General features: G+C 47.6%; 11 protein-coding genes. 2 read left to right on the top strand and 9 right to left on the bottom strand.

The genetic code is table 11. The features are described from left to right. Positions 1–28 precede the first annotated feature (28 nt). The 5 genes from KOE27_RS04580 to KOE27_RS04560 form a co-directional block, all read right to left on the bottom strand. The gene (locus KOE27_RS04580; protein WP_215237656.1) at positions 29–259 is read right to left on the bottom strand and encodes a hypothetical protein; all 231 of its coding nucleotides are present in this window, start codon (positions 257–259) and stop codon (positions 29–31) included. A 114-nt stretch (positions 260–373) separates the two neighbouring features. Next, on the bottom strand, positions 374–2,497 hold the full coding sequence (locus KOE27_RS04575) for a right-handed parallel beta-helix repeat-containing protein (protein ID WP_215237655.1): 2,124 nt from the start codon (positions 2,495–2,497) through the stop codon (positions 374–376). 146 nt (positions 2,498–2,643) lie between these two features. After that, positions 2,644–4,914 carry a DUF7133 domain-containing protein gene (locus KOE27_RS04570; RefSeq protein WP_215237654.1) on the bottom strand — a complete coding sequence of 757 codons (2,271 nt, stop codon included), beginning with the start codon at positions 4,912–4,914 and terminating at the stop codon, positions 2,644–2,646. A 1-nt stretch (position 4,915) separates the two neighbouring features. Continuing rightward, positions 4,916–7,375: a right-handed parallel beta-helix repeat-containing protein gene (locus tag KOE27_RS04565; RefSeq protein ID WP_215237653.1), complete on the bottom strand. Its 2,460-nt coding sequence runs from the start codon at positions 7,373–7,375 to the stop codon at positions 4,916–4,918. Between the two features lie 22 nt (positions 7,376–7,397). Beyond that, complete coding sequence (locus KOE27_RS04560; RefSeq protein WP_215237652.1) at positions 7,398–12,704, bottom strand: PVC-type heme-binding CxxCH protein; 5,307 nt, start codon at positions 12,702–12,704, stop codon at positions 7,398–7,400. Between the two features lie 33 nt (positions 12,705–12,737). Between KOE27_RS04560 and KOE27_RS04555 the strand changes: the two genes are divergently transcribed. Both KOE27_RS04555 and KOE27_RS04550 read left to right on the top strand, forming a co-directional pair. Beyond that, positions 12,738–13,001, top strand: coding sequence for a hypothetical protein (locus KOE27_RS04555; protein WP_215237651.1), 264 nt, complete (start codon positions 12,738–12,740; stop codon positions 12,999–13,001). Positions 13,002–13,019: 18 nt separating this feature from the next. Then, positions 13,020–13,160, top strand: a complete 141-nt coding sequence (locus KOE27_RS04550; RefSeq protein ID WP_215237650.1) for a hypothetical protein — start codon at positions 13,020–13,022, stop codon at positions 13,158–13,160. A gap of 116 nt (positions 13,161–13,276) precedes the next feature. On the opposite strand, the gene KOE27_RS04545 is transcribed toward KOE27_RS04550, so the two are convergent. The 4 genes from KOE27_RS04545 to KOE27_RS04530 form a co-directional block, all read right to left on the bottom strand. Beyond that, on the bottom strand, positions 13,277–14,749 hold the full coding sequence (locus KOE27_RS04545; protein WP_215237649.1) for a RagB/SusD family nutrient uptake outer membrane protein: 1,473 nt from the start codon (positions 14,747–14,749) through the stop codon (positions 13,277–13,279). Positions 14,750–14,760: 11 nt separating this feature from the next. Next, positions 14,761–18,159: a TonB-dependent receptor gene (locus KOE27_RS04540; protein ID WP_215237648.1), complete on the bottom strand. Its 3,399-nt coding sequence runs from the start codon at positions 18,157–18,159 to the stop codon at positions 14,761–14,763. Between the two features lie 176 nt (positions 18,160–18,335). Beyond that, positions 18,336–19,340, bottom strand: a complete 1,005-nt coding sequence (locus KOE27_RS04535) for a FecR family protein (RefSeq protein WP_215237647.1) — start codon at positions 19,338–19,340, stop codon at positions 18,336–18,338. 234 nt (positions 19,341–19,574) lie between these two features. Then, positions 19,575–20,171 carry an RNA polymerase sigma factor gene (locus KOE27_RS04530; protein ID WP_215237646.1) on the bottom strand — a complete coding sequence of 199 codons (597 nt, stop codon included), beginning with the start codon at positions 20,169–20,171 and terminating at the stop codon, positions 19,575–19,577. Positions 20,172–20,181: the final 10 nt, after the last annotated feature.

Genomic DNA, 20,181 nt, shown 5'->3' with positions numbered 1-20,181 from the left:
CCGATCACAAGAAGTATGCAAACGAAAATTAATAGCGCTGGCTTACGGTACATTGTTTTAACTGATGGTCACAAAAAGTTTCACGTCCGTCCTGAGACAGCTGCGGATATTTACTTGTGGTATATACTGGTAATACAGTGGGCAGCAGCAGCAGACATGCCTTGGCAAAAAATAAACCTGCCGTCTCCAAAAAAATCAATCTGGCAACCGCTAATACTTGATGACACCCGATTCCATCCTGCCCAAGGCTGACTTTCATTTTTCGCAGCAGCGCACCACTCACGCAAACACTCGTTCCGCGATCGGTGTATGTTACCCGGGTTTTCTCAGAATTACTAAAATAACAGGGAGTGCTGGCGACTACCGCGCGGCATTACTTTCTGTCCTTCTCCCGCACCGTTACCACTTCATCGAAAACCCGTTCGAGTGCCGGATCAAGCCTTGCTTTTGCCTTCCAACCGGCACTACCATATACACCTGCCAGGGAATAGTCGAACGGCTTGAAACCGATTTGTTGCATTAACTGCGGATTCGTAAGGGTAAAATCGAATGCCTTCACATTTCTGAAACCAGGATCTGCTATCACAGAATGTACATCTTTCCCGCTGGAGTGCCACGCTGCCCAACTTTGTTTCTTGAATTTGATCGCTGTGGAGCGCGGATCCCAGTAACAATTCTGGTCGGTAAGAATATTGACTTCGTCCCAGCCGTTACTCAGCAGATCGCCGGTATTGAAATAGATAATGTTATTGGTAAACGAAAACGAACGATGCTTTTCGATCCGTGTGGCCTGCAGCTGTGCGTTGATGTTGTTGGCAAAGATGTTATTTCTGATAATATTTTCTTTCCCGTAATGCTGGTGAAAACCCGAGCTCCGGCAATTGTAGACCAGATTATTTTCCATCAGGATACCCGTTGAACCCTCATCGGTGTAGAGCCCCCACCCGCCATAGTCAAACGAATAGATGTGATGGATCACGTTGTTGTTCACCACTGTCCCTTCTGACACACCCAGGGTATACACGCCCCCCATATCGCTCAGCACGCCCCAGCCCAGGTGGTGGATGTGATTGAACGCAATCTTATTCCGCTTGGCAGGACTGGCACTATACCCCCAGGTCCAGCCTACCGAAATGCCGGAATACTGATAATTATTGATTTCGTTGTGTGTGATTTCGTTGTCGCTGGCGTTGAAAATCATGACGGCCACGGCACAGGGAAATACCATTCCACCGCCCGACATAATGTTATTGTCAACAGTAATGAACCTGGTGAGATCTTCATTCCTGAGTGGCTGCGAAAGCTCCCCAACCTTGACCCCGCTCGCTCCCAGGTCGTGCAGGAAACATCTTTCAACCCTGCCGTTGGTACAAGCCTTCCGGTACCAGATTGCTCCCCCTCCGGTATGGGCAATTTCACAATTCACAAAGGAGACCTGGTCCGTATTATCCAGCACAACCGCTGTACCGATATGATGTGCACCCTGCGCAGGTTCCTCCCCGGAGCGTGGCATCTGGTATTTCGTCATCTGGAACGAGAGGTTTTCAAAGCGGATATTGGACACCCGGCGATCTTGTTTTTCATCTCCGGTGATCACAATCAGTTGCTCACAAACCGGAACCACTGCCTTCGTTTGCTCAATGGTTTCTCCCGGAAGCGGCTTATAGTATAGCGTACCAGGCCTTTCCAGAAACCATTCCCCCGGCGCGTCCAGTGCCGATTTTATATTTTCCAGATTGTACAGTGAATTGGAATTAATTCCGTTCCAGGGTTTTTGGCCTTGTCCGGTTACATAAATGGCTGTATCCTTAGCACTATATGCCGATATGCGCCGGCGCGTATTATCCCAATTGTGGTAAAAGGTGATCACAGCATCTTCCAACTCAGCCTTTGAAAGGCCATTCAGCCATTTCGTACTTTCTATCGGCAGGGTTACTTTTTGGACTGCAAAATCGTGTGAAAAAGAGGAGTCGATCAGTACTACCGTTTCCTTCACTGAAAGTACCTGCTTGATGAAAAGGTCATTGACCGCCTGTGCCCTTTGTGCCCGCTTGCCATTTATAAAAAGCTGCTCAAAATACCAGCCATAGTCGCTCACCTCGGCAATATCCATTTTCCACAAACCTTCATTCACTTTCTCAAACTTCCCAAGCGTTTTCCCGCCGCTGAAAACGGGCATGCTTCCTGCTTCTCCTTTGAATATCAGCGGCGACTCCGGGGTTCCCGAGTCATCCGCCGTCAGCATCAATGGTCCTTTCATCCGGTACTCCCCCTTTTTGACGATAACCTCAACCGGAGTTTTGAGAGCCGAACGCTTTCTGAAGAGCCGCGCTTTGTCTCGTGCGGCGGTCAGCGTGGCTAGTGGTTTTTGGAAAGTACCTGTGTTACGGTCATTTCCGGTAGTGCTGACGAAGATTTGCTGTCCGAAACTAAAACCCCTGATTATTAAGAGGATAGCAAGAATCAATCGAATCCGGCGAAAAAAGTGGTTCATCATGTGCGATGTTATCTATCGGTTAAAAATAGCCGTGGGCTTTTACATCCCCATATTTCAATACGATTTCAAGTCTGGTTGTAATAAACTTTTCAGGAGTCGCAAAACGAAGAAGGACCATATAATTTCATTGGCTTTTCACGTATCGGCTATTTGTCTTTCAACCCGAGCTCTTTCAAAGTCCATGGCTCGTAATGCCCCGGTTCTTTTGCCTTGATGGCGATCAATTCTTCGGTGGTGATCACGGAAGAATTATTTCCCAGATTGGTCCGGATGTAACTGGCTACGGCGGCAATCCAGTCATCGTCGTTTCTTTGCATTTCTGGCATAATGCCCGGATAGGTTTTCCCGTCTACTGGGCCGGTCAACCCAGAAAGCAGTATTTTGATCAGAATCCTTTTTTCTCCCCTTACTCTTGGAGAACCTGCCAGCGGTGGTGCTGCCATTCCGGTTTCTCCGAGCTGGAGGCCTTTCCCGTCAGAACCATGGCAGGTGGCGCAAAGCTGTTTGAAAATGACAGCACCTTTCTGAATCAGCGCTTTGTCAGAAGCCGAGAGACCGTTTGTCTGTAAATCGATTTCTTTTACTGTTTCCCACTTACCCAGAGATCCTTTGACAGCACTCACGATCATCTCATTTTTACTGTCTCCCTTTAAAATGGTTTCAAGCATTCGTCTGGAAGTATTTGTCTGAAAGTACCGCAGGGAAAGCGCGAGCTGCGTGCGCACGTCTACATCCGGATCTGTTTGCATTTCAGCAAGTCTGTACAATACCTGTTGATCTGATTTTCTGAGATAGTTTTCGCTGAGCCGGACGGCAGTTCTCCTCACCTGAGTATCCGGATCCTCCAAAGCTTCGAAGAGCGTTTTCTGGTCAAGCGCGCCCAAGCCATCCAGTGTCCACAAAGCATGTATTTTTCCCAAATGCCGGTTGTTATTTTTAAAAAACGGGATTCGGTCCCATAGTGAGCACGCTGCCACCTTACGGAGTTCAGCAATAACTTCCCTCGCATTTCTCAGGATCAGCAGCTTCTGTGCATTGTCGCGCCACCAACCATTGGGATGTGAGAGATATTGTACCAGCCTGGTACTTGGCTGATCCAGCATCTGCGGCTTGCTTCCGCGATTGTACCCATCATGAACCAGACGATAAATGCGCCCTCTGCCAACATTTTTATCCAGCCCTTTTTTCAATATCTGCGGCCTGATGTAAGAAGATGGTCCTGTGTAAGTCCCCTCCTGGATAATCCCCCGATACATATCCACGATGTACAGATTCCCATCCGGTCCGGTTGCCGTGTTTACAGGCCGGAAATTCATATCGGTGGATGCCAGGAATTCAGTATCTTGATATGCATTTCTCAACATCCTTTTACCACCGGTGTTCATCACCTTTGCTCTGCGAATCAACCGGCCTACAGGTTCACAGATCAGCAGATCGCCGATAAGATCACCGGGCAGACGGTCTCCCCGGAAAACCGATTGCCCGCAGCTGGCGCTAAAATGATTTAGCGTGCTGTCCTCACGAAGGCGGTGAACCCCACCTTCGACATCAGGAGTGGAAAGGATGGGCCAGACCTGTTCAAATCCTTTTTCCCATTGCGACATGTAGAATTCAAGATCCCCGTAAGCCGGGTTCTGCTGAAAACCCATGGCCGGTATCTCTCCCCCGGCAAGCGAATAAAAAAGTCGTCCATAGTTATCATGGGTAAGTCCCCACTGGCCTCTTGACCCCTCCGGCAAGCTATCGGCGATCATTTTTGTCCCATCGAAACGGTAACGAACCTGTCCGGTGCTTACATAGATATAGTTGTCGACATTCCATATTAATCCGCTTTTCTGGTGTTCCAGATTCCAGTTATCACGTGTATCGTTTTTGTATACCTGTAACTTTTCATCTGCCTGTCCGTCTCCGTTTTTGTCGCGGTAGCTAAACAGATTGTTGGAATAGGTTTCACCAACGATCAGCCTGTCATCAAGCGGAAGCATCATTCGGGGCAGTACCAGACTGTCGATATAGACCGTTTTCTTGTCCATTTTTCCATCATTGTCGGTATCCTCCAACAACAATATCTGGCTTACCGGCAGATTCTCGTTGGTGGCATTGATGTCCTGCATGTAAGTCTGCATCTGGGCTACAAACATGCGCCCGTTACCGTCCCAGGCAATCGCCACCGGCTCGGTGATCATCGGCTCACTGGCAACCAGTTCCAGGTGGTAACCTTCCGGAAGCCTTATGGATTTCATGGTTTTCTCTGGCGAAAGCGGCTTGGCACCAGGATTTTCATCAACGCTTATTTTCGGCAGGGACAGGGAGGTGTCGGTATCGGATTTTTCGCAGCTATTCAAAAAGAGCGGCAGCATAAAAAAGAAAACCTTCGAGAATTTTCTCACAATCAATAATTTAGAAATGTATTGCATTCTATTTTATGAAAAATACTGCTGATGCATAAGGTTTTAACTTTATGAAACTCCCGGCGCTTTTCCCTGTAACATCTACGAGCTTTTTCCCAAGCGGTACTGTTTTAGGAAGTCCCGTTTCATTCACCACGAAAAAAATGTGATTCGCAGGGTTGGGAATAGTTACTTCTGCCTCCTGGAAAGAGATATTTTTTACCCATGCCGGAGATAGCGCATCGCTGAATTCAAAATTGACACGTTCGAAAGGTTCGTTTCGGCGCGTGGGTATAAACAAAAGCTCATTTTGCCTGAATTGCCCATCCAGCCTGAATTCCCTGGTATACAGGATCTGGTTGTCTCTGGTTTTGAAATTCGCTTTGATGATCTCACCCGGTTTTGAACCTCTGGCTTCGAATCTCAGTAAAAAACGGTTGCTTTCGCCCGGCTTGAAAGCGCAGTCCGTAGAAGCAATCGCCCATTTATTCATGCCTTCTTTCAGCCCTTCACCAAGCAAATGCGCAACCGTTTTGCTATCGGCCGTTTCCCCGGGGTACCAGATATCAAGCCCTGCGTTATAAAAGCCATAGGTGAGTTTTCTTTCCGGAAATACTCTCCGAATCGTGTAGGAAAAATGCAGTGGCGCCCCGGCCGAATGTTGGTCCTTACCAGATATCTGTTTCCATTCCTTAAGCGAATAGGTTTTGTTCACGTCATACTGACCGGATTTGTATGAACTCAGAATGATCATTTCCGGATCGGCGGGACGGCAATAGTAGTTCGAATCCAGCGCACCCATAGTGCCGATATCCTGCCAGGACTTATCGGTAATGAATGTAGCCACCCGCTGGTTTGCCTTCCTTGCCACGAAAGTGTTGTTTTTAGCTTCACAATGATGGATTGGAAAAAGCGGCATGCCTGCTGAAAGCAACTGAAACTGAATTCCGTTGTCGTAGGATACATTATCCCGGATACTGACATGACTGGAATTGTGTATGAAAATACCAACATTACCACACTTGAAAATCGTGTTACCGATTACATCAACGTTGTTGCATTTGTCATCTACATAAATACCTTCAGCGGAAACGCGCAGGGTATCATCCGTGCCGTGTGCAGCGCCGATCCCGTTGAAAACCACATTTCCAATGATGCTCCTCCGCGCCTCAGATGTACTATTTCCTTCACCCCAGGTATAGATGCCGCCTCCATCGTCCTTAACCATACAGAAATTGGAGATGACATTGTTCCGAACCGTCATCGAATCTCCGTCGAACCGCAGACCGTGGTAACCCACGCTGTCGATGCGATTGTTTTCGAGCAGGTTCGAAGCACCATAAATGGCAATTCCGCTGTAATTGTAGCTTGACCCACCAGAACCCATTCCCGGCACCAAACCTATATTCCTGACATCGTTATTTCTGATCAATGTATTACGGCAATTGGCAAACATCAATCCCGAGCTGTTGGCAAACCCGACCTTATTTTTTTCGAACAAAGTGTGATTACAATGATCGAAAAATATGGCGTCGATACCCGAAATGACCGCTTCGGTATTCCTGATCGCGATATCTCCGGCGCCAGTTGCGCTTACTGCGTAATGGAGTGCTCCTTTGAACACCAGATTTTCGATGGTGATAAACTGCTGTTTTTCAATGCGAACCAACGCTTTCTCCACGGCCGCTTCCGTCATAAGTTTCGAAGGATCAGTTTTTGAAAACAGCAGGATCTTCTTTGTATGCTTGTCGAAAAACCATTCTCCCTGCTGGTCCAGCGTTAAAGGATGATTTGAAATAAAAAAACCAAATTCCTTATCGATGTCGTAGGAGGTCGGAGAAGTGGTAATGGTATCTCTTTTCGAGGAAAGAATCGGTAGCCGTTCCAGCACCCACCGATTGGTGCGGATCACCAAATCGGCATCTTGCCAGCGGCCAGGATCAGGGATATCGGGACTAACCAGGCGATTATTTCCAGATGCCCATTTCACTTTTAAATAGCCGCGATTGGGTGCACTTGCATTCGGCCACCTTCCCATCGGTTGTCGCTTGCCGTTCACAATGAAATTAGTAAACTCGGTCCCACACGCCTGGCAAACAGCCTCCCATATATGACGGGAAACATTCTTCCATCCGCTGATTCGTTCCAGTCCCGAAATGACGGGCTTACTACCCTTCCCCCAGGCCCCGAAATAAACCGGTGACCCGGCCCTGCCGCTCGAATTGATATTAATACTGCCTTTGAAAATATCTCCTCTTCTGAAAAAAACAGAGTCGCCGGGCGACAAAACCGGAATTTTGGAATTCAGTTTCTCAATACTTTTCCACGGAGATGCAGTCGACACTCCCGTGTTTCTGGTATCATTTCCCGCTGACGACAGGTAGTAGTTTCTCGCACTCACTTGCTGAACAGCCAGCAGGCAAACTAAGATTGAGATAAAAAACTTCTGTGGACTTTCGTGCATATTGAGGCCTAAAAGTGAGAGCAAAAAAATGGTTAGGTGAGCTTTTCTATTTTGTCCGGAATTGCCCCGGCATGATCAGTGAATCCCAACCCGCCAGATCGGCCGGTTTTACATTTTCCTTGTTGCCGTTAAAATTGAAGGTGGTTGGCTTGTACGGCCCAACGAAACTGATATCGTTGTCTGGCCGGATATCCTTTTCCATTTCCATGGACCAGAAAACCGCATTGATCAGCATCCGCCTGAAACCGTCATTCAGAATATCTTCAGACGCTCCATGCGTAGTAGCAAATACTCGCCCGGTAGACCCTGATTCGAGAATATAACTTCTCACCCAGGCTACGGGAAGCAGCTCTTTGGTTTTGTCGGCTTCGGAAGTGGGAGTCATACCGTTCAGAACCTGTCCACGGGCCAGCACCATTCCCTCGGGGTATGCCGTATAGCCACCCGACTGCACCCACATATCTTTTACACCCCTAAGAACGGGATGTTCCCGGCGGTCATCTTCGATCAGTAGCCGGGAAGATTGGCTATGATTGTTCCCGTAGTGAGAAACCCAGGTTTCTCCAAGGATAAATTCTCCGAAACCATGCTTCCAGGCTTTTTTCGGACCATTGTAATCATACGAGTAATGCTCCCAATTTGCATTGCCGATATTGTTAAAAGCATGCGTAGCAGTCCGGAGTCCAATAACCGGCCCGCCTCTTTTGAGGTAGTTGTCGATGTGGCGCATTTCCTCATCCGGCAAATCAGAGAAACGGGTGAAGATAAACATCAGGTCTGCATCATCGAGAACATCCAGCCCCCGGAGATCATTTCCACCCGGTTCAATATGCCCGTTCTGATCCAAAGCATACACGACCGTACAGGTAAATCCATAACGTTTGGCGAGAATACGCGCCAGTGCTGGCAAAGTCTCCTCGCCCCGGTATTCATGGTCGGAAGCTATGAAAACAATCTTCTTGCCTAAACCAGGTCCGGCATCTCCTTTGTACGTAACCCTGTATTTCTCAAAATCACCGTCACCGACAGGCCTTACTTTCATCGTACCTTTCATCATAGACCAATGGCCCGGAAAGGAACAGATGTATTCATAATCTCCGGGTTTGGAAGGAGCCATGAATTTCACGACATCGGTTTGTCCGCCCTTCACGAGTTTGGTAGCAGCCAATACATCCTTACTTTCGGGGACGTAATTCTTCGCAAAACCGTCGGCCATTGTACCAGCCAGTTCTCCTATTTCCTTTGCTTTGCCGGGATTGAGTACTACCACATTGTGCGGCATGGCATCAGGATTTCTGAAGGTAATCTTCACCGGCTGTCCCGCCAGCACTTTAAATTCATTGATATCGAAACGCATTTGTTCTGCGATGGAATTGATTGAAATCTCAACCATCTGGATATTCCGGAGGCGGTTGTTGATCATTGTCTTTTCCGACGCTGGTAGCCTCATGGAAAGCTTGAACATGAGTTCAGTGCCATTTTTGAATGTATCCTGATCCCGGTCAAAAGGCGGGACGCTTTCCAGGTTCCTGAGAATGTTGTCGGCAAGGTTCCGGATCTTATCGCCTGAAAGTCCTTCTAGATCCAGGCCGCCCATGGTATTCATGACAGCTCCCGCCATTTTACCCTCGTTCAGCAGTCGGGCGAGATCATTCAATGCATCTGACTGGTGCGACGGCATGGTCAGCATGGTAGACATGGCCAGCTGAGCCAGACTTTGCTGTGATGCCATTTCCGAAACGAGGAGACCTGTGTAAGGCTCAGGCTGTTTATTTCCTTCCTTTTTCAAAATCACCTCATAATTCTCATTCAGTATCTTGATGGTAAAATTATCAAGGCCCTCCATACAGCAATCCTCTCTGTTCCAGATATTGATCTGGCTGATGTTGTATGATTTGCCCAGATCAACCTCCCACCACTGATTCCAGAAAGTTTCTGTCTGGGTGTAATTGTCCGGATTATCACCTTTGATACCATCGATGGCATGGTCGGCTGACCGGCCTCCTGCAACACCAGACTGCCGCGCTTTGGCCCCAATGGCCACATTTTTGCCCCCGCTGATCACCTCTACCTCCGCCAGGGAAAGCGTGGCGTTGTTATAAGGAAGTATGATGTACACGTATCTTCCCATCATATTGCTCACGGGTACTTTTGTGTTAAGTACGGCACTCTGCCGCGTCAAAAGCGACTTTACTTGGGGATAATGTATATCTCGCTCCGTTCCCTCCGGCAGCAACTGGATGGCATTCAATAGAGCAGCCTTGCCTTTGGCACTTGATGTCGTCTTTGCAAACAAGTCTCCCGAGGGAACGCCAGCACGAAGCAAAGCGCTGGCAGCACCTGTACGGGCTTGTGCAGGTTGGCCTTCGTTCAGAAGCAGGGCGGTCAGCATGGCCTTGTTTTTTATCACCTCATCTTTGGGGAGTTGCGCCAGCATCTGGTACACGGCAGGGGCAAGCTCCTGCTTTTTGCTGATCAGCTCCAGTAAAATAGTCGCCTTGTCTTTGCCGGTGAGCTTCCGGATATTCTCAACAGCATCGGTTGCAATGCCGAATGGGACTTGCTTTTGTGACAGCAATGACCTGCTGATCTGTTCGTTTTGTTTGATCAAAGCGATCTCAGTCGGTGTGCCATGTTTCAGGACAAATGCTGTCCCGGATCTGGACAATTGCACCCCTTCTTTCAATGCAAGACGCCAGTACTGATCCAGTGATTTCCTGGCGGCCGAAATCTGCTCATCCATTTGGATATCAAGTGGATAACCTTCGGAAGCCATCATTATTTCAGCCCCTGCCAGACTTTTGAACGCTGTTGCTGCCTGAATTGCCTGTGCACGTACCAAGGGCTCCGGATCGGCTATGGCTTTTTTAAGAATGTCAATACCATTTTCCACTTTCGGGCCCCAGTGACCGAGTGTGCGTACGGCTGCCGACCGGGTCCTGGCATCCGAAATGCTGAACACTTTTGCCAGCAGCGCCTTATTGGGAACCCGATGCATCTCATAAATCCAGAGGCATTCCAGCAGCGGCTGGTAATCGGCAGGTTTCTTTGGATCCAGAACCGCGCAGAATTTATCTACTGCAGTTAGTACTTCATTAGTGGGCCGACCAGTTAATTCCGCTCTCGCTATTTCCCGCGTGCCGTTTTGTTTCGATCTAAGGTTTTGAAGTATTGCGCCAACGGTGGCTCCTTTCATTTTGGCGGGTTTTAATAGCGGGCGGTCTTTGGCAGTGAGCCGGTAGATCCGGCCATGGGTATGGTCACGACCGGGGTCACGCATATTGTGCTGCATATGCCCAATGAGCGCATTCTGCCAGTCAAGTATGTATAACGCGCCATCACCGCCGACTCCCATGCCGCTGGGACGGAAATTGGGGTCGGTTGATGAGACCAGATCTCCCGTTTCAACAGCTTTTATGTCCGCACCCTGATACTTGAAGTTATGCATTTTAATCCCTTGAAAACCAATCACATTGGCAATGAGTAGTTGACTGTTATACTTGGAGGGAAAATGCTCGCTCGAAAGAATACCTATACCTGGCACAGGCCTCACCTTCTGCTCATAAAGCTGTCTTGCCCCGAAACCCTTTCCGATATTGACGTAATAACCGGTACCACCAGTCGCATCGGTAACAAACTGATAACCCCATTGGTCGAAGACATCGCCATGGGGATTGGGGCCCACAGGAAAGTGAAAGCTGAATTCAAAAGTGAGCGGATCGAACCGGTAGATGCCGTCTGCTGCGGACCGGAATGGGCCGTAGGGTGTTTCCAGCGCCTTTTTATTAAAAATGCCTCGTGAATAATACAAAGCGCCGTCAGCTCCGAGCTGAAAACTATTTGCACTGTGGTGTGAATCTGCGCTCGACAGGCCATCAAGCAAACGTACTTTGTAATCGGCCACATCGTCCCCGTTTGTGTCTTTCATGTAATACAAAAGAGGAGGTGCCGCCACCACAACCCCGCCGTTCCAGAATGTGAAGCCGGTAATGCTGTTCAGGCTGTCGGCAAATACAATGGAGCGGTCTGCTTTGCCATCGCCGTCGTCGTCAGGAAATATGAGTAATTTATCGTTCAGTTCACCTCGCGGATTCCAGTGCGGATAGGTAGGCCAGGTCACTACCCAAAGTCGCTCGTCCGCATCAAATGCCATTTGCATGGGGTTAATCAGATCAGGAAACTGCTCCTCGGAGGCAAACAGATTGATCTTCAGATCAGCCGGGATGGTCATTTTCCCTATCGCTTCTTCTCCGCCAAGGTATTTATAGGGGGCCGTTCTGGGGGTTCGAACGCCTGATTCGTAGGAATCAACATGCAACGGCTCAGGCAGGTTACTGTCATCCGGTTTGAGTCTTGGATAAGCCAGCTCTCTTCCGTCTTCCGCGAGTTTCGGTTTGGTTTTATTCAATTGCCAGATGATTTTATCCCGATTGGCGGTCATGACATCGAACATTTCCATTTCACGTAACATCACATCACGATTGGACTTTCCTCCCCAGCTCAGCCACGAACGTCCACCATATACGTTATAGCCATCCGTGGTCCGGTAGCGGTTGAACCAATGAAAATCCTTATCCTTTACGGCGGTGTTCAATGCTGCAATTTTCTGTTTATTCCGGTCCGGTGCGGGCCCGAAAAGTTCCGTATCAATAGCGTCCCCAATGGCTTTGTTGCCCTTGCTATTGAAGTGTATTCCATTGATAGTAAAAGGATCCTTTCCTTCATTATCGACATATAGCTTTTTTGTAACCTTGTACAGATCAACAAACATAACACCTTCCAATGCAGCCACTTCGGCCATTGCTTTCGTGTACATTTCAATGCGCTTATTGTTTTCCTTCCCGTCTGGCAGGAACCTGCTTTTAAGGTTCTCGTTGGCGATCGGTGAAAACAATACGAGCTCGGGAGCCGATTGTCCGTTGTATTTCTGTTGCTTGCTGTGTTTTATAAAATCTGTTAGGTCTTTTTTGAATCGCGGCAGACCACTTTCCCCAGAAAAGGATTCATTAAAACCAAAAAAAGCAAAAATGACATCTGCGCCAACATGGGTAAGCCATTCATCAGGCGTACCGAAGGCCTCCTCGCGATACCTGAGCACTACTTCGTCAGCCGAAAAGCCAAGGTTACGAAAGCTGATATCTTTATCAGGAAAGCGATATTGTATGTAGGTTTCAAGCCATCCATCTTCCTGCATCCGGTCCGCAAGCGTATTGCCGATCAACGCGATGCGGGCTCCTTTTTTAATATCCAGTTTAGAAGGTACGTGAGGTGACAAAGGTAAATCGTCTGCTCTGAAACCCCATGCCATTGTGGTCAAAGCCAGCAACAGCCACAAGCGAAAGCTTCTTTTCATAAAGATTTTATTTGAACGAAATGTTAAAACACCGTGACAGAAAGAGATGCCGGTAAGGAAAAGATTATATACACTAATACAGCGATGATCCCGGCAAGGCATGCTCCGGAAAAAAATGATTTATATTTATCTCAACGTGATGACCGTATCCAGATCTTCCCATTGATCATCACCCCTCAACTCCAGCAACAATTCGGAGCCATCATACACAAGGTTAAGCTTGTGCTTACTTTTCAGCAGCCTTGCGGAACTGAATTTTCTGCCATCAGCCGCAGTGGGCAGCCGGATTGTTTTTGAAGTAGGCTTTCGCAAAACGTGCAGGTATACTTCGTTTCCGGATGGAGACTCAAGGGCGACACCTCCCCAGGAAAGATCCGCTATGGCAGTACCGGCTTTTACCGGAAAAGCGACAGGTCAACAGCCAAAGAGACTTTCCTGAAAGACAACGCATCATGATAAAGGTGCCTTTTACCGATTCTATAAAGCATTGAGATTTAATTTTGAGAAAATGACCTGCCGCGCGCTACCCTTGCGAGTAACCCGCGACAAATCACTCTTCTGCTTTATCGTTTCTATTTTGCCAGATTAGGATTAAGCAAAACTTCGCCGTCAGGAATCGGAGCAAAATAATTCGCCTTGGTCGGAGTAACGGAAAGAGGTATTTCACTGGCATCGCGGTCAGCAGCGGCCTTTTCCACGCCCTCAGTCCGCACCAAATCAAACCATCTGCTGCCGTTTGGTTCGAGGCCTGCAAATTCCCAGCCCCGTTCCGCAATGACCGCATCCCGGAAAGCTTCTTTGTTCAAGCCCGCCGTCAGATCTGCCAGCCCTGCCCGTTTTCTTACCTGATTGATTGCCGCATATGCAGTCGCATCAGGCGCTCCACTCATGGCCTTGGCCTCGGCATAGATCAGTAGCACTTCCGCATAACGCATCAGTACATTGGTGCGGCTGGAGTTCCAGTCGATGTAAACCCAGGGCTTTGTCCAGTCGTATCCATCGATCTCTATATACTTTTTATAGTATGGATGTTTCTGCTGCAACTGGGTCCAGTCTTTGATAACGACGGAGTCCTTGGTTTCGATCGGGAATTTTGTCCAGAACGTAGCATCCTTTCTTGCGCCCGCCGGGAATGCCTTGTAAAAATTGAGTTCGGCAAAATAGTAATCCCAGCCAGAATATTCAGCCGGAGCGCCGCACAGGGGTGCCGATTGATTGGCATCTCCATTGCTGTTGTTATAAAAAAGGCCAAATACAATTTCGTCGTTGAAGCGCTGTTTGGTCCAAAGATCAGCAAAATTTGTCACCAGTTTGTATCCCCACTTGCCCGAGTTATCGATCACTTCCTTCGCTTTTTCCGCAGCCAATGCATATTTCGATTCATCCTTTAAAGGATACCCTGCCATGGTCAGATAAACCAGTGAAAGGGTGGATTTGGCCGTGCCGCTCGTCATCGCTATGTTGGATCTGTACCCTGTCCATGAATCGGGAAGCAGCTTTTCAGCCTTTTGCAAATCAGAAACAATCAGATCATAGACCTCCTTCGGCTCGGAACGTTTGATATCGGGATGCGCAGTGATATCGGTTATCAACGGAATCTTGTTGTGAATCCGCACGAGATAGAAATAGAGCCACGCCCTTGAAAAATAAGCCTGCCCCAGGGCCTGATTTTTGGCTTCGGAATCGGGCACCTTGCTGGAGTTTACGATGACATTGTTGGCACTGTTAATACCTCCATAGGCATTGCTCCACCAGTACTTAAGCCATGCGTTGGCTCCGGTAGGTTTGAAAACCTCATATTCGACCAGGTCGGGTAGTGCTTTGCTTGTGGTAACGTCGTCTGCACCATACATCGCGCAGGTAACCCGGCCCGTCCGGTCATAAAGATTCACGAGTTTGTTATAAATAGGTACCACAGCACCCTCCAGTTCCTCGGCCGTCGTGTAATAAGTCTCGGGTGTCACCAGGCCCTTTACCTTTTCGTCCAGCACCTGACACGAAAGAAAAGAACAAGTCAGAAAGAATAGATAGACATACTTTTTCATATCAGTGATTATTAAAAAGTTAAAGAAAGAGCTGCTGTGATCAATTTGGATGTTGGGTATACCCCAAAATCCATACCGCCTTCCACATCCCTGTTACCAGACGATGACACCTCGGGATCGAAGCCCTTATATTTGGTGATGGTAAAAAGGTTCTGTCCGCTCAGCGTTACCTTGATATCGCCAATCCTGGCAAGGCGTTTCGGAATCAGGTAGTAAAGGCTGATGTTCCTCACCTTCACATACCCTCCGTTCTGAAGCCATCTGGAAGAATTCATGTAATTGGTGTTGGTTGTACTCACGGCAGGCCAGGCCGCGCCTGTATTAGAAGCGGTCCATACGTCTGAAGCCTCCCTCAGTGTAATCGTTCTGGCGTCTGGAATCAGCACGGCAGCAGAAGCATACGTAATATTATAAACGTCGCGTTTCTGCACACTCTGAAGCAGGATATCCAGTCCCAGATTTTTGTAGGTAAATGAATTACTGAAGCCCCAGGTGAACTTGGGATTGGCATAACCGATGATCTGATAATCCGATGCATCAATCTTGCCATCCTTATTCAAGTCTTCATATTTGGAATCGCCAGGTTTGTTGCCAAAAGTCAGCGCTTTATCCGCCTCGCTAGTTCCCCAGATTCCCAGGTACTTCATGCCCCAGATGGCTCCCAGCGGTTGCCCGGGCTCTATCACATACGGACTGGTATTCATTACGCCCGCGCCATAGTAATTCGCGCCGCTGAAAATACGCTTCTCGTCACCAAGGTTGATCACTTTATTCCGGATGGTCGAAAAGTTAAAATTGATTCTCCAGGAAAAATCCTTTGTCTGATGGGCAATGTAATCGGCATTTAGTTCGAAGCCCTTATTATCAATCCTGCCAATGTTCTGTAAAACACTGTAGCCTGCGTCATAGTCGGGTAGCGATTTATTGATCAAAACACCTTTGGTCTGCTTTTTGAAATAATCGAGTGACAAAGAAACCCTGCTGTTGAAGAATGTGAGATCCAATCCAACGTCCTGCTGGGTGGTTTCTTCCCAGCGGAGGCCGGTGTTGGCAGCGCCGTTCGGTCTGGTGCCTTTGTACGTAACAGCCGAGCCGTACGAATACTGACCTGTTCCCAATGATGATAAAGTTGCATAGGGTGCAATTGCCTGGTTGCCGGTAACTCCCCAGCTTGCCCTGAATTTCAGATTATCAAAGACACCCCAGTTTTTCACAAATTCTTCTTCCGAAGCAATCCAGCTTACGGCCATGGACGGGAAATAACCCCATTTATTTTTGTCTTTGAACTTGGAAGAACCATCCGCACGATAGGTGGCCGTGAGAAGATACCTCGAATTAAACGCGTAATTAACGCGGCCAAAGAACGACTGCAATGCAGAATAAGAATATCCGCTGCTGGAAGTGACGCTCGAGCTGCTTCCGATATTGTAGTAGTCGGTGATACCCATGGCCGTTGTAGAAAATCCATTGGACTCATTCACGAACTGCTCAAATCCTCCCAAAAACGACAAATGATGTTTGTCCAGAAACTTTTTTTCGTAGGTCATCAGGGCGTTTACCTGCCAGGACAGATTATCCGACGAACTTCTGGACGCGGAAAGCGCGCTGGAAAGATTTGCGTTGGTGGAACTTCTGTTATCGCCTGTTGACTTAGTCACAAGTGCTACACCGTTGAAAGACAAGCCTTCCAGTATTTTATATTTCACAAAAGAATTGATGGTCACGCCTTGCGAAAAAGCATCAGAAAGTGGCTCCTTAGCCAACAAAACAGGGTTTTTACCCAAAGCTCCGTATTTATCCACCTTGTTGTAGGATCCGTCGGCAGCATATATTGGTTCGGTAGGCGACCATAGCAGACTTTGGTAAATCGGATTTGCCTTATCACCACCGTTACCCAGGTCAGGGTTATGCCGCTCATTTCTTTGAGCATTGATATCAAATCCAACCTGCAGATTCTGAGTAAGGTCTGCGGTTAAATTGCTTCTGAACGTAAGCCTTTTGCGGCTGGTATTCAAAAGTGTTCCCTTCTCGTCGGTGGAATTGGCCGAAACCATATACTTCACATTTTTTGCCCCGCCAGAAACAGACAGCTGATAGTTCTGGCTGAACCCGGGTTTAAAAATTTCGCTCTGCCAGTCGGTACCTCCTTTGGCAGCAAAGTCCTGGATATCAGTGTCTGTATAAATCTTGCTCCCATAAACGGTGTTGGTTAGCGTAGCGTATTCCGCCGCTTTGAGAAGGTCATATTTTTTTCTGACCTGGCTGAAACCAATATTGCTGCTCACCGTGATTTTGGGCTTGCCTGATTCTCCCCTTAGCGTGGTGATGATAATTACACCATTGGCTCCCCTGGAACCGTAAATCGCGGTTGCCGACGCATCTTTCAGAATTTCAACCGATTTAATGTCGTTGATATTGATGTCGTAGCTCGCGGGAACGCCGTCTATAATAAACAAGGGATCATTGCCACCCGATAGCGAATTGGCGCCCCTGATCCTGATTTTGGCTGCTTGCCCGGGCGATCCCGTCGTATTGGTTACCGTAATTCCAGGCGCTCTTCCCTGAAGCACCTGAGAGAAGTCATTCATCGGATGGTTTTTGAACTCCGCAGGAGATATAGAAGAAATCGAACCCGTGATATCGCGCTTGGCCACTGCTCCGTACCCCACCACGACTACTTCATTCAAAGATTTGGGGTCAATTTTCAGTAATACATCGATGGCCGTCTGCTCACCAACGACCACTTCTTTTCTTTCATAACCCACAAAACTAAAAACGAGGACCGAATTCCTATCCATCACTTCAATGGAATAATTGCCGTTTGCGTCGGAAATGGCGCCCCGCGTAGTTCCCTTTATGGCGATATTAACCCCTGGCAAAGGCTGGCCACTCTCTTCGGAAACCCGCCCCCTTACCTCCCGATCCGCATTGCGAAGCAGCATTCGCTCAATGATCTGGGGTCGTAAATCAGCAGGAGGCACCTTCATCTCCGTTTCTATTTGTAACAGCACTGGGCCGTTCAACGCAGCGGCTTTTGCAAGAGGACGTTTCTTAAGTAATATCTGCTTTCCGGCAATCTGATATGTGATGTCCGTATTTTCAAAGAGTGTCTTCAGAGCCTCATCCAGAGACCCAGCGAGTTTAACCGTCACTTTCCGATTGACATCAACCTGTTCGGTATTATAAAAAAAGTGATGATCACTTTGCTTTTCAAGCTTGTTCAATACCTCCTTCAGGGAAACCTCCCGGCTTGAAATGGACACTTTGACCTCCAAAGGCGTACCCTGCGCCTGAAAAGGAAGTGCCTGCATCAGTACAAGAACCAAGGTCAACATACAGGCCCACTTTAATTTGTTCGATTTAATGAGGTTCTCAGCAAAGCCATAGCCTTGTTGTAAAGTATTTTTCATACTTTTGGATTGGTTTAGTAAAAGTAAAATCCGAATTAAACCTGAATGCTTTCCGGTGGTCTTTGGCGAGATGATGGAAAGCATTTTTTGTACCCTTATTGATCGCTCCCGGCAATAGGGTCAACATGTTTTACGTAGTTGTTTCTCTATAGGCGACGTCGTTAAATGATAAATTTTTAATGACAAAGGGCTCCGCTAAGCCTTACTTCCTTCTTCTTAAATTCCAGTTTGGCTCCGCTCGACACTTCAAAGAGTTTCATTACTTCGGGCAGCGTTTCCCTGTCGATGTTCAAACTAAAACGGCAATTCCTGGATTGTGCATCTATGCTGATTCTTGTATCAAACCACTTTTCCAGTTCAGGAATGATCACATGCAAAGGCTCATCTTCAAAAACCAGGTTGCCACGATGCCAGAACTTTAATTCTGACGCAGCCTGACTTGTCTTGGTCATCGTCGATTGTTTACGGTCAAAAAACGCAACTTCGTTGGGACTCAAAACGAGTTCACCTCCACCCTCTTCTCCCTTTGAGATATCTTTGATCAATACCCGCCCGCGTATCAGCATAGTTTCAACGGTTTTATTTGACTGATAAGCATTTACATTAAAAGCGGTTCCCAAAACCTTAATTTCGATCTCCGAGGTTTCGACAAAAAAGGGTTTCTCCTTATCGTGGCTCACATCGAAATAGGCTTCTCCCGATAAGGTTACATTCCGGGAATTCCACCCTGAATTGAAAGTCAGCGCAGAATTATTGTTCAATGATACACGGGAACCGTCGGGCAGAATAATTGTTCGGCGCTGCCCTTTTTCCGTGGCATAATGGTATGTTTTAAACTTACCATAAAGTTGCTGCCCCAGTCCAAAAACAATCAGGAAGCCGATCAACGAAGCCGCAACTCTCCAAACCCGCGCATTATCTGCAAACCATCTCCTGTTCCACTTCCGCTCGCTTTCGGCCACACTTTCATGCAGCTTGTTCAAAATGCGCTGACTGACAGCCGGATCAAGATCCTGGTTGATTTGCTCAACAGCGTCCCATTCCACATCCATGGATTCCCTCAGAAAGTACTGTCCCTCAGGTGTATTCAAAAAATTGAACAACTCCGTCTGCTCCTCTTTCGAACAGCGATTTTCGACAAACTTTTTAAGAAGCGATTGTATATATATCTTGCTGGCCATAGATTATATCTGCTCTGTATGTAATACTCTTTACCCAGCATGCAGGCATGCTTGATCTGGAAAATAATTATAAAAACAATTAGAAAAATAAAATTTCTGCGAATGCAGCATTGCAAAGTGGTATCTTATGGGAATCATTCAGCGAATTGTACAAAACATTCCCTCCATTCCCCTCCACGCAAGCCACTGCTCAGAGATACTACGCCACTCACCTATTCCATGAATTTAAATAAATTACATGAAATGAATAAATAACACAATAAACAGGTCGGAAGACAAGGGGACGATGCGGTGCAGATATTTCCTGATAAAACGGTTTGCCTTTAAAAGATGATCCTTTACAGTTCCTTTTGAGATATTCAGAAGATCTGCTATCTCGTCGCCGGACATGTCCTCGTAACGGTACATCCGGAAAATCCGCTGACGCTGTTCAGGCAGCATGGAAATGATTTCCTCAGCGTGTTTTTGGTAGTCACGATCATAAATACTGTTTTCAGTGTCTTCCGAACCTTCCGGAGTGAAGTACAGGATTTCGGACCTGATCTGCTCTTCACGCGAAGCGCGGGCAAGCAGGTTCAATACATGGTTCTTTGTAATCTTGATCAAATATCCCTTAAAGGAGAGTTCCGTTTTAAGTCTTAGCCGATTTTCCCAAACTTTCAGAAACACATCGTGGACCACTTCTTCGGCAAGCGCAGGAGACTTCATAAAACGCAGCGCGAAATAGTAAAGGTATCGGTGATAACGATAGTAGGCAGCCGTAAAAGACCCCTCGTTCCCGCTGCGGATACCCTCAACCAAATCCCCATCGTCTAAAATCACTGACTCCATTTTCAAAGGA

The organism is Dyadobacter sp. CECT 9275, from assembly GCF_907164905.1.
In the GTDB taxonomy this organism is placed as follows: Bacteria; Bacteroidota; Bacteroidia; order Cytophagales; family Spirosomataceae; genus Dyadobacter; species Dyadobacter helix.
The sequence above is the reverse complement of the archived record's forward strand: the minus strand, read 5'-3'. Positions and strand labels throughout refer to the sequence as shown.

What these genes read in the sequence shown, in the direction of transcription:
- KOE27_RS04580 (WP_215237656.1), bottom strand. Translation starts at nt 259, where the DNA reads ATGAAAGTCAGCCTTGGGCAGGATGGAATCGGGTGTCATCAAGTATTA.
- KOE27_RS04575 (WP_215237655.1), bottom strand. Translation starts at nt 2,497, where the DNA reads ATGATGAACCACTTTTTTCGCCGGATTCGATTGATTCTTGCTATCCTC.
- KOE27_RS04570 (WP_215237654.1), bottom strand. Translation starts at nt 4,914, where the DNA reads ATGCAATACATTTCTAAATTATTGATTGTGAGAAAATTCTCGAAGGTT.
- KOE27_RS04560 (WP_215237652.1), bottom strand. Translation starts at nt 12,704, where the DNA reads ATGAAAAGAAGCTTTCGCTTGTGGCTGTTGCTGGCTTTGACCACAATG.
- KOE27_RS04545 (WP_215237649.1), bottom strand. Translation starts at nt 14,749, where the DNA reads ATGAAAAAGTATGTCTATCTATTCTTTCTGACTTGTTCTTTTCTTTCG.
- KOE27_RS04540 (WP_215237648.1), bottom strand. Translation starts at nt 18,159, where the DNA reads ATGAAAAATACTTTACAACAAGGCTATGGCTTTGCTGAGAACCTCATT.
- KOE27_RS04535 (WP_215237647.1), bottom strand. Translation starts at nt 19,340, where the DNA reads ATGGCCAGCAAGATATATATACAATCGCTTCTTAAAAAGTTTGTCGAA.
- KOE27_RS04530 (WP_215237646.1), bottom strand. Translation starts at nt 20,171, where the DNA reads ATGGAGTCAGTGATTTTAGACGATGGGGATTTGGTTGAGGGTATCCGC.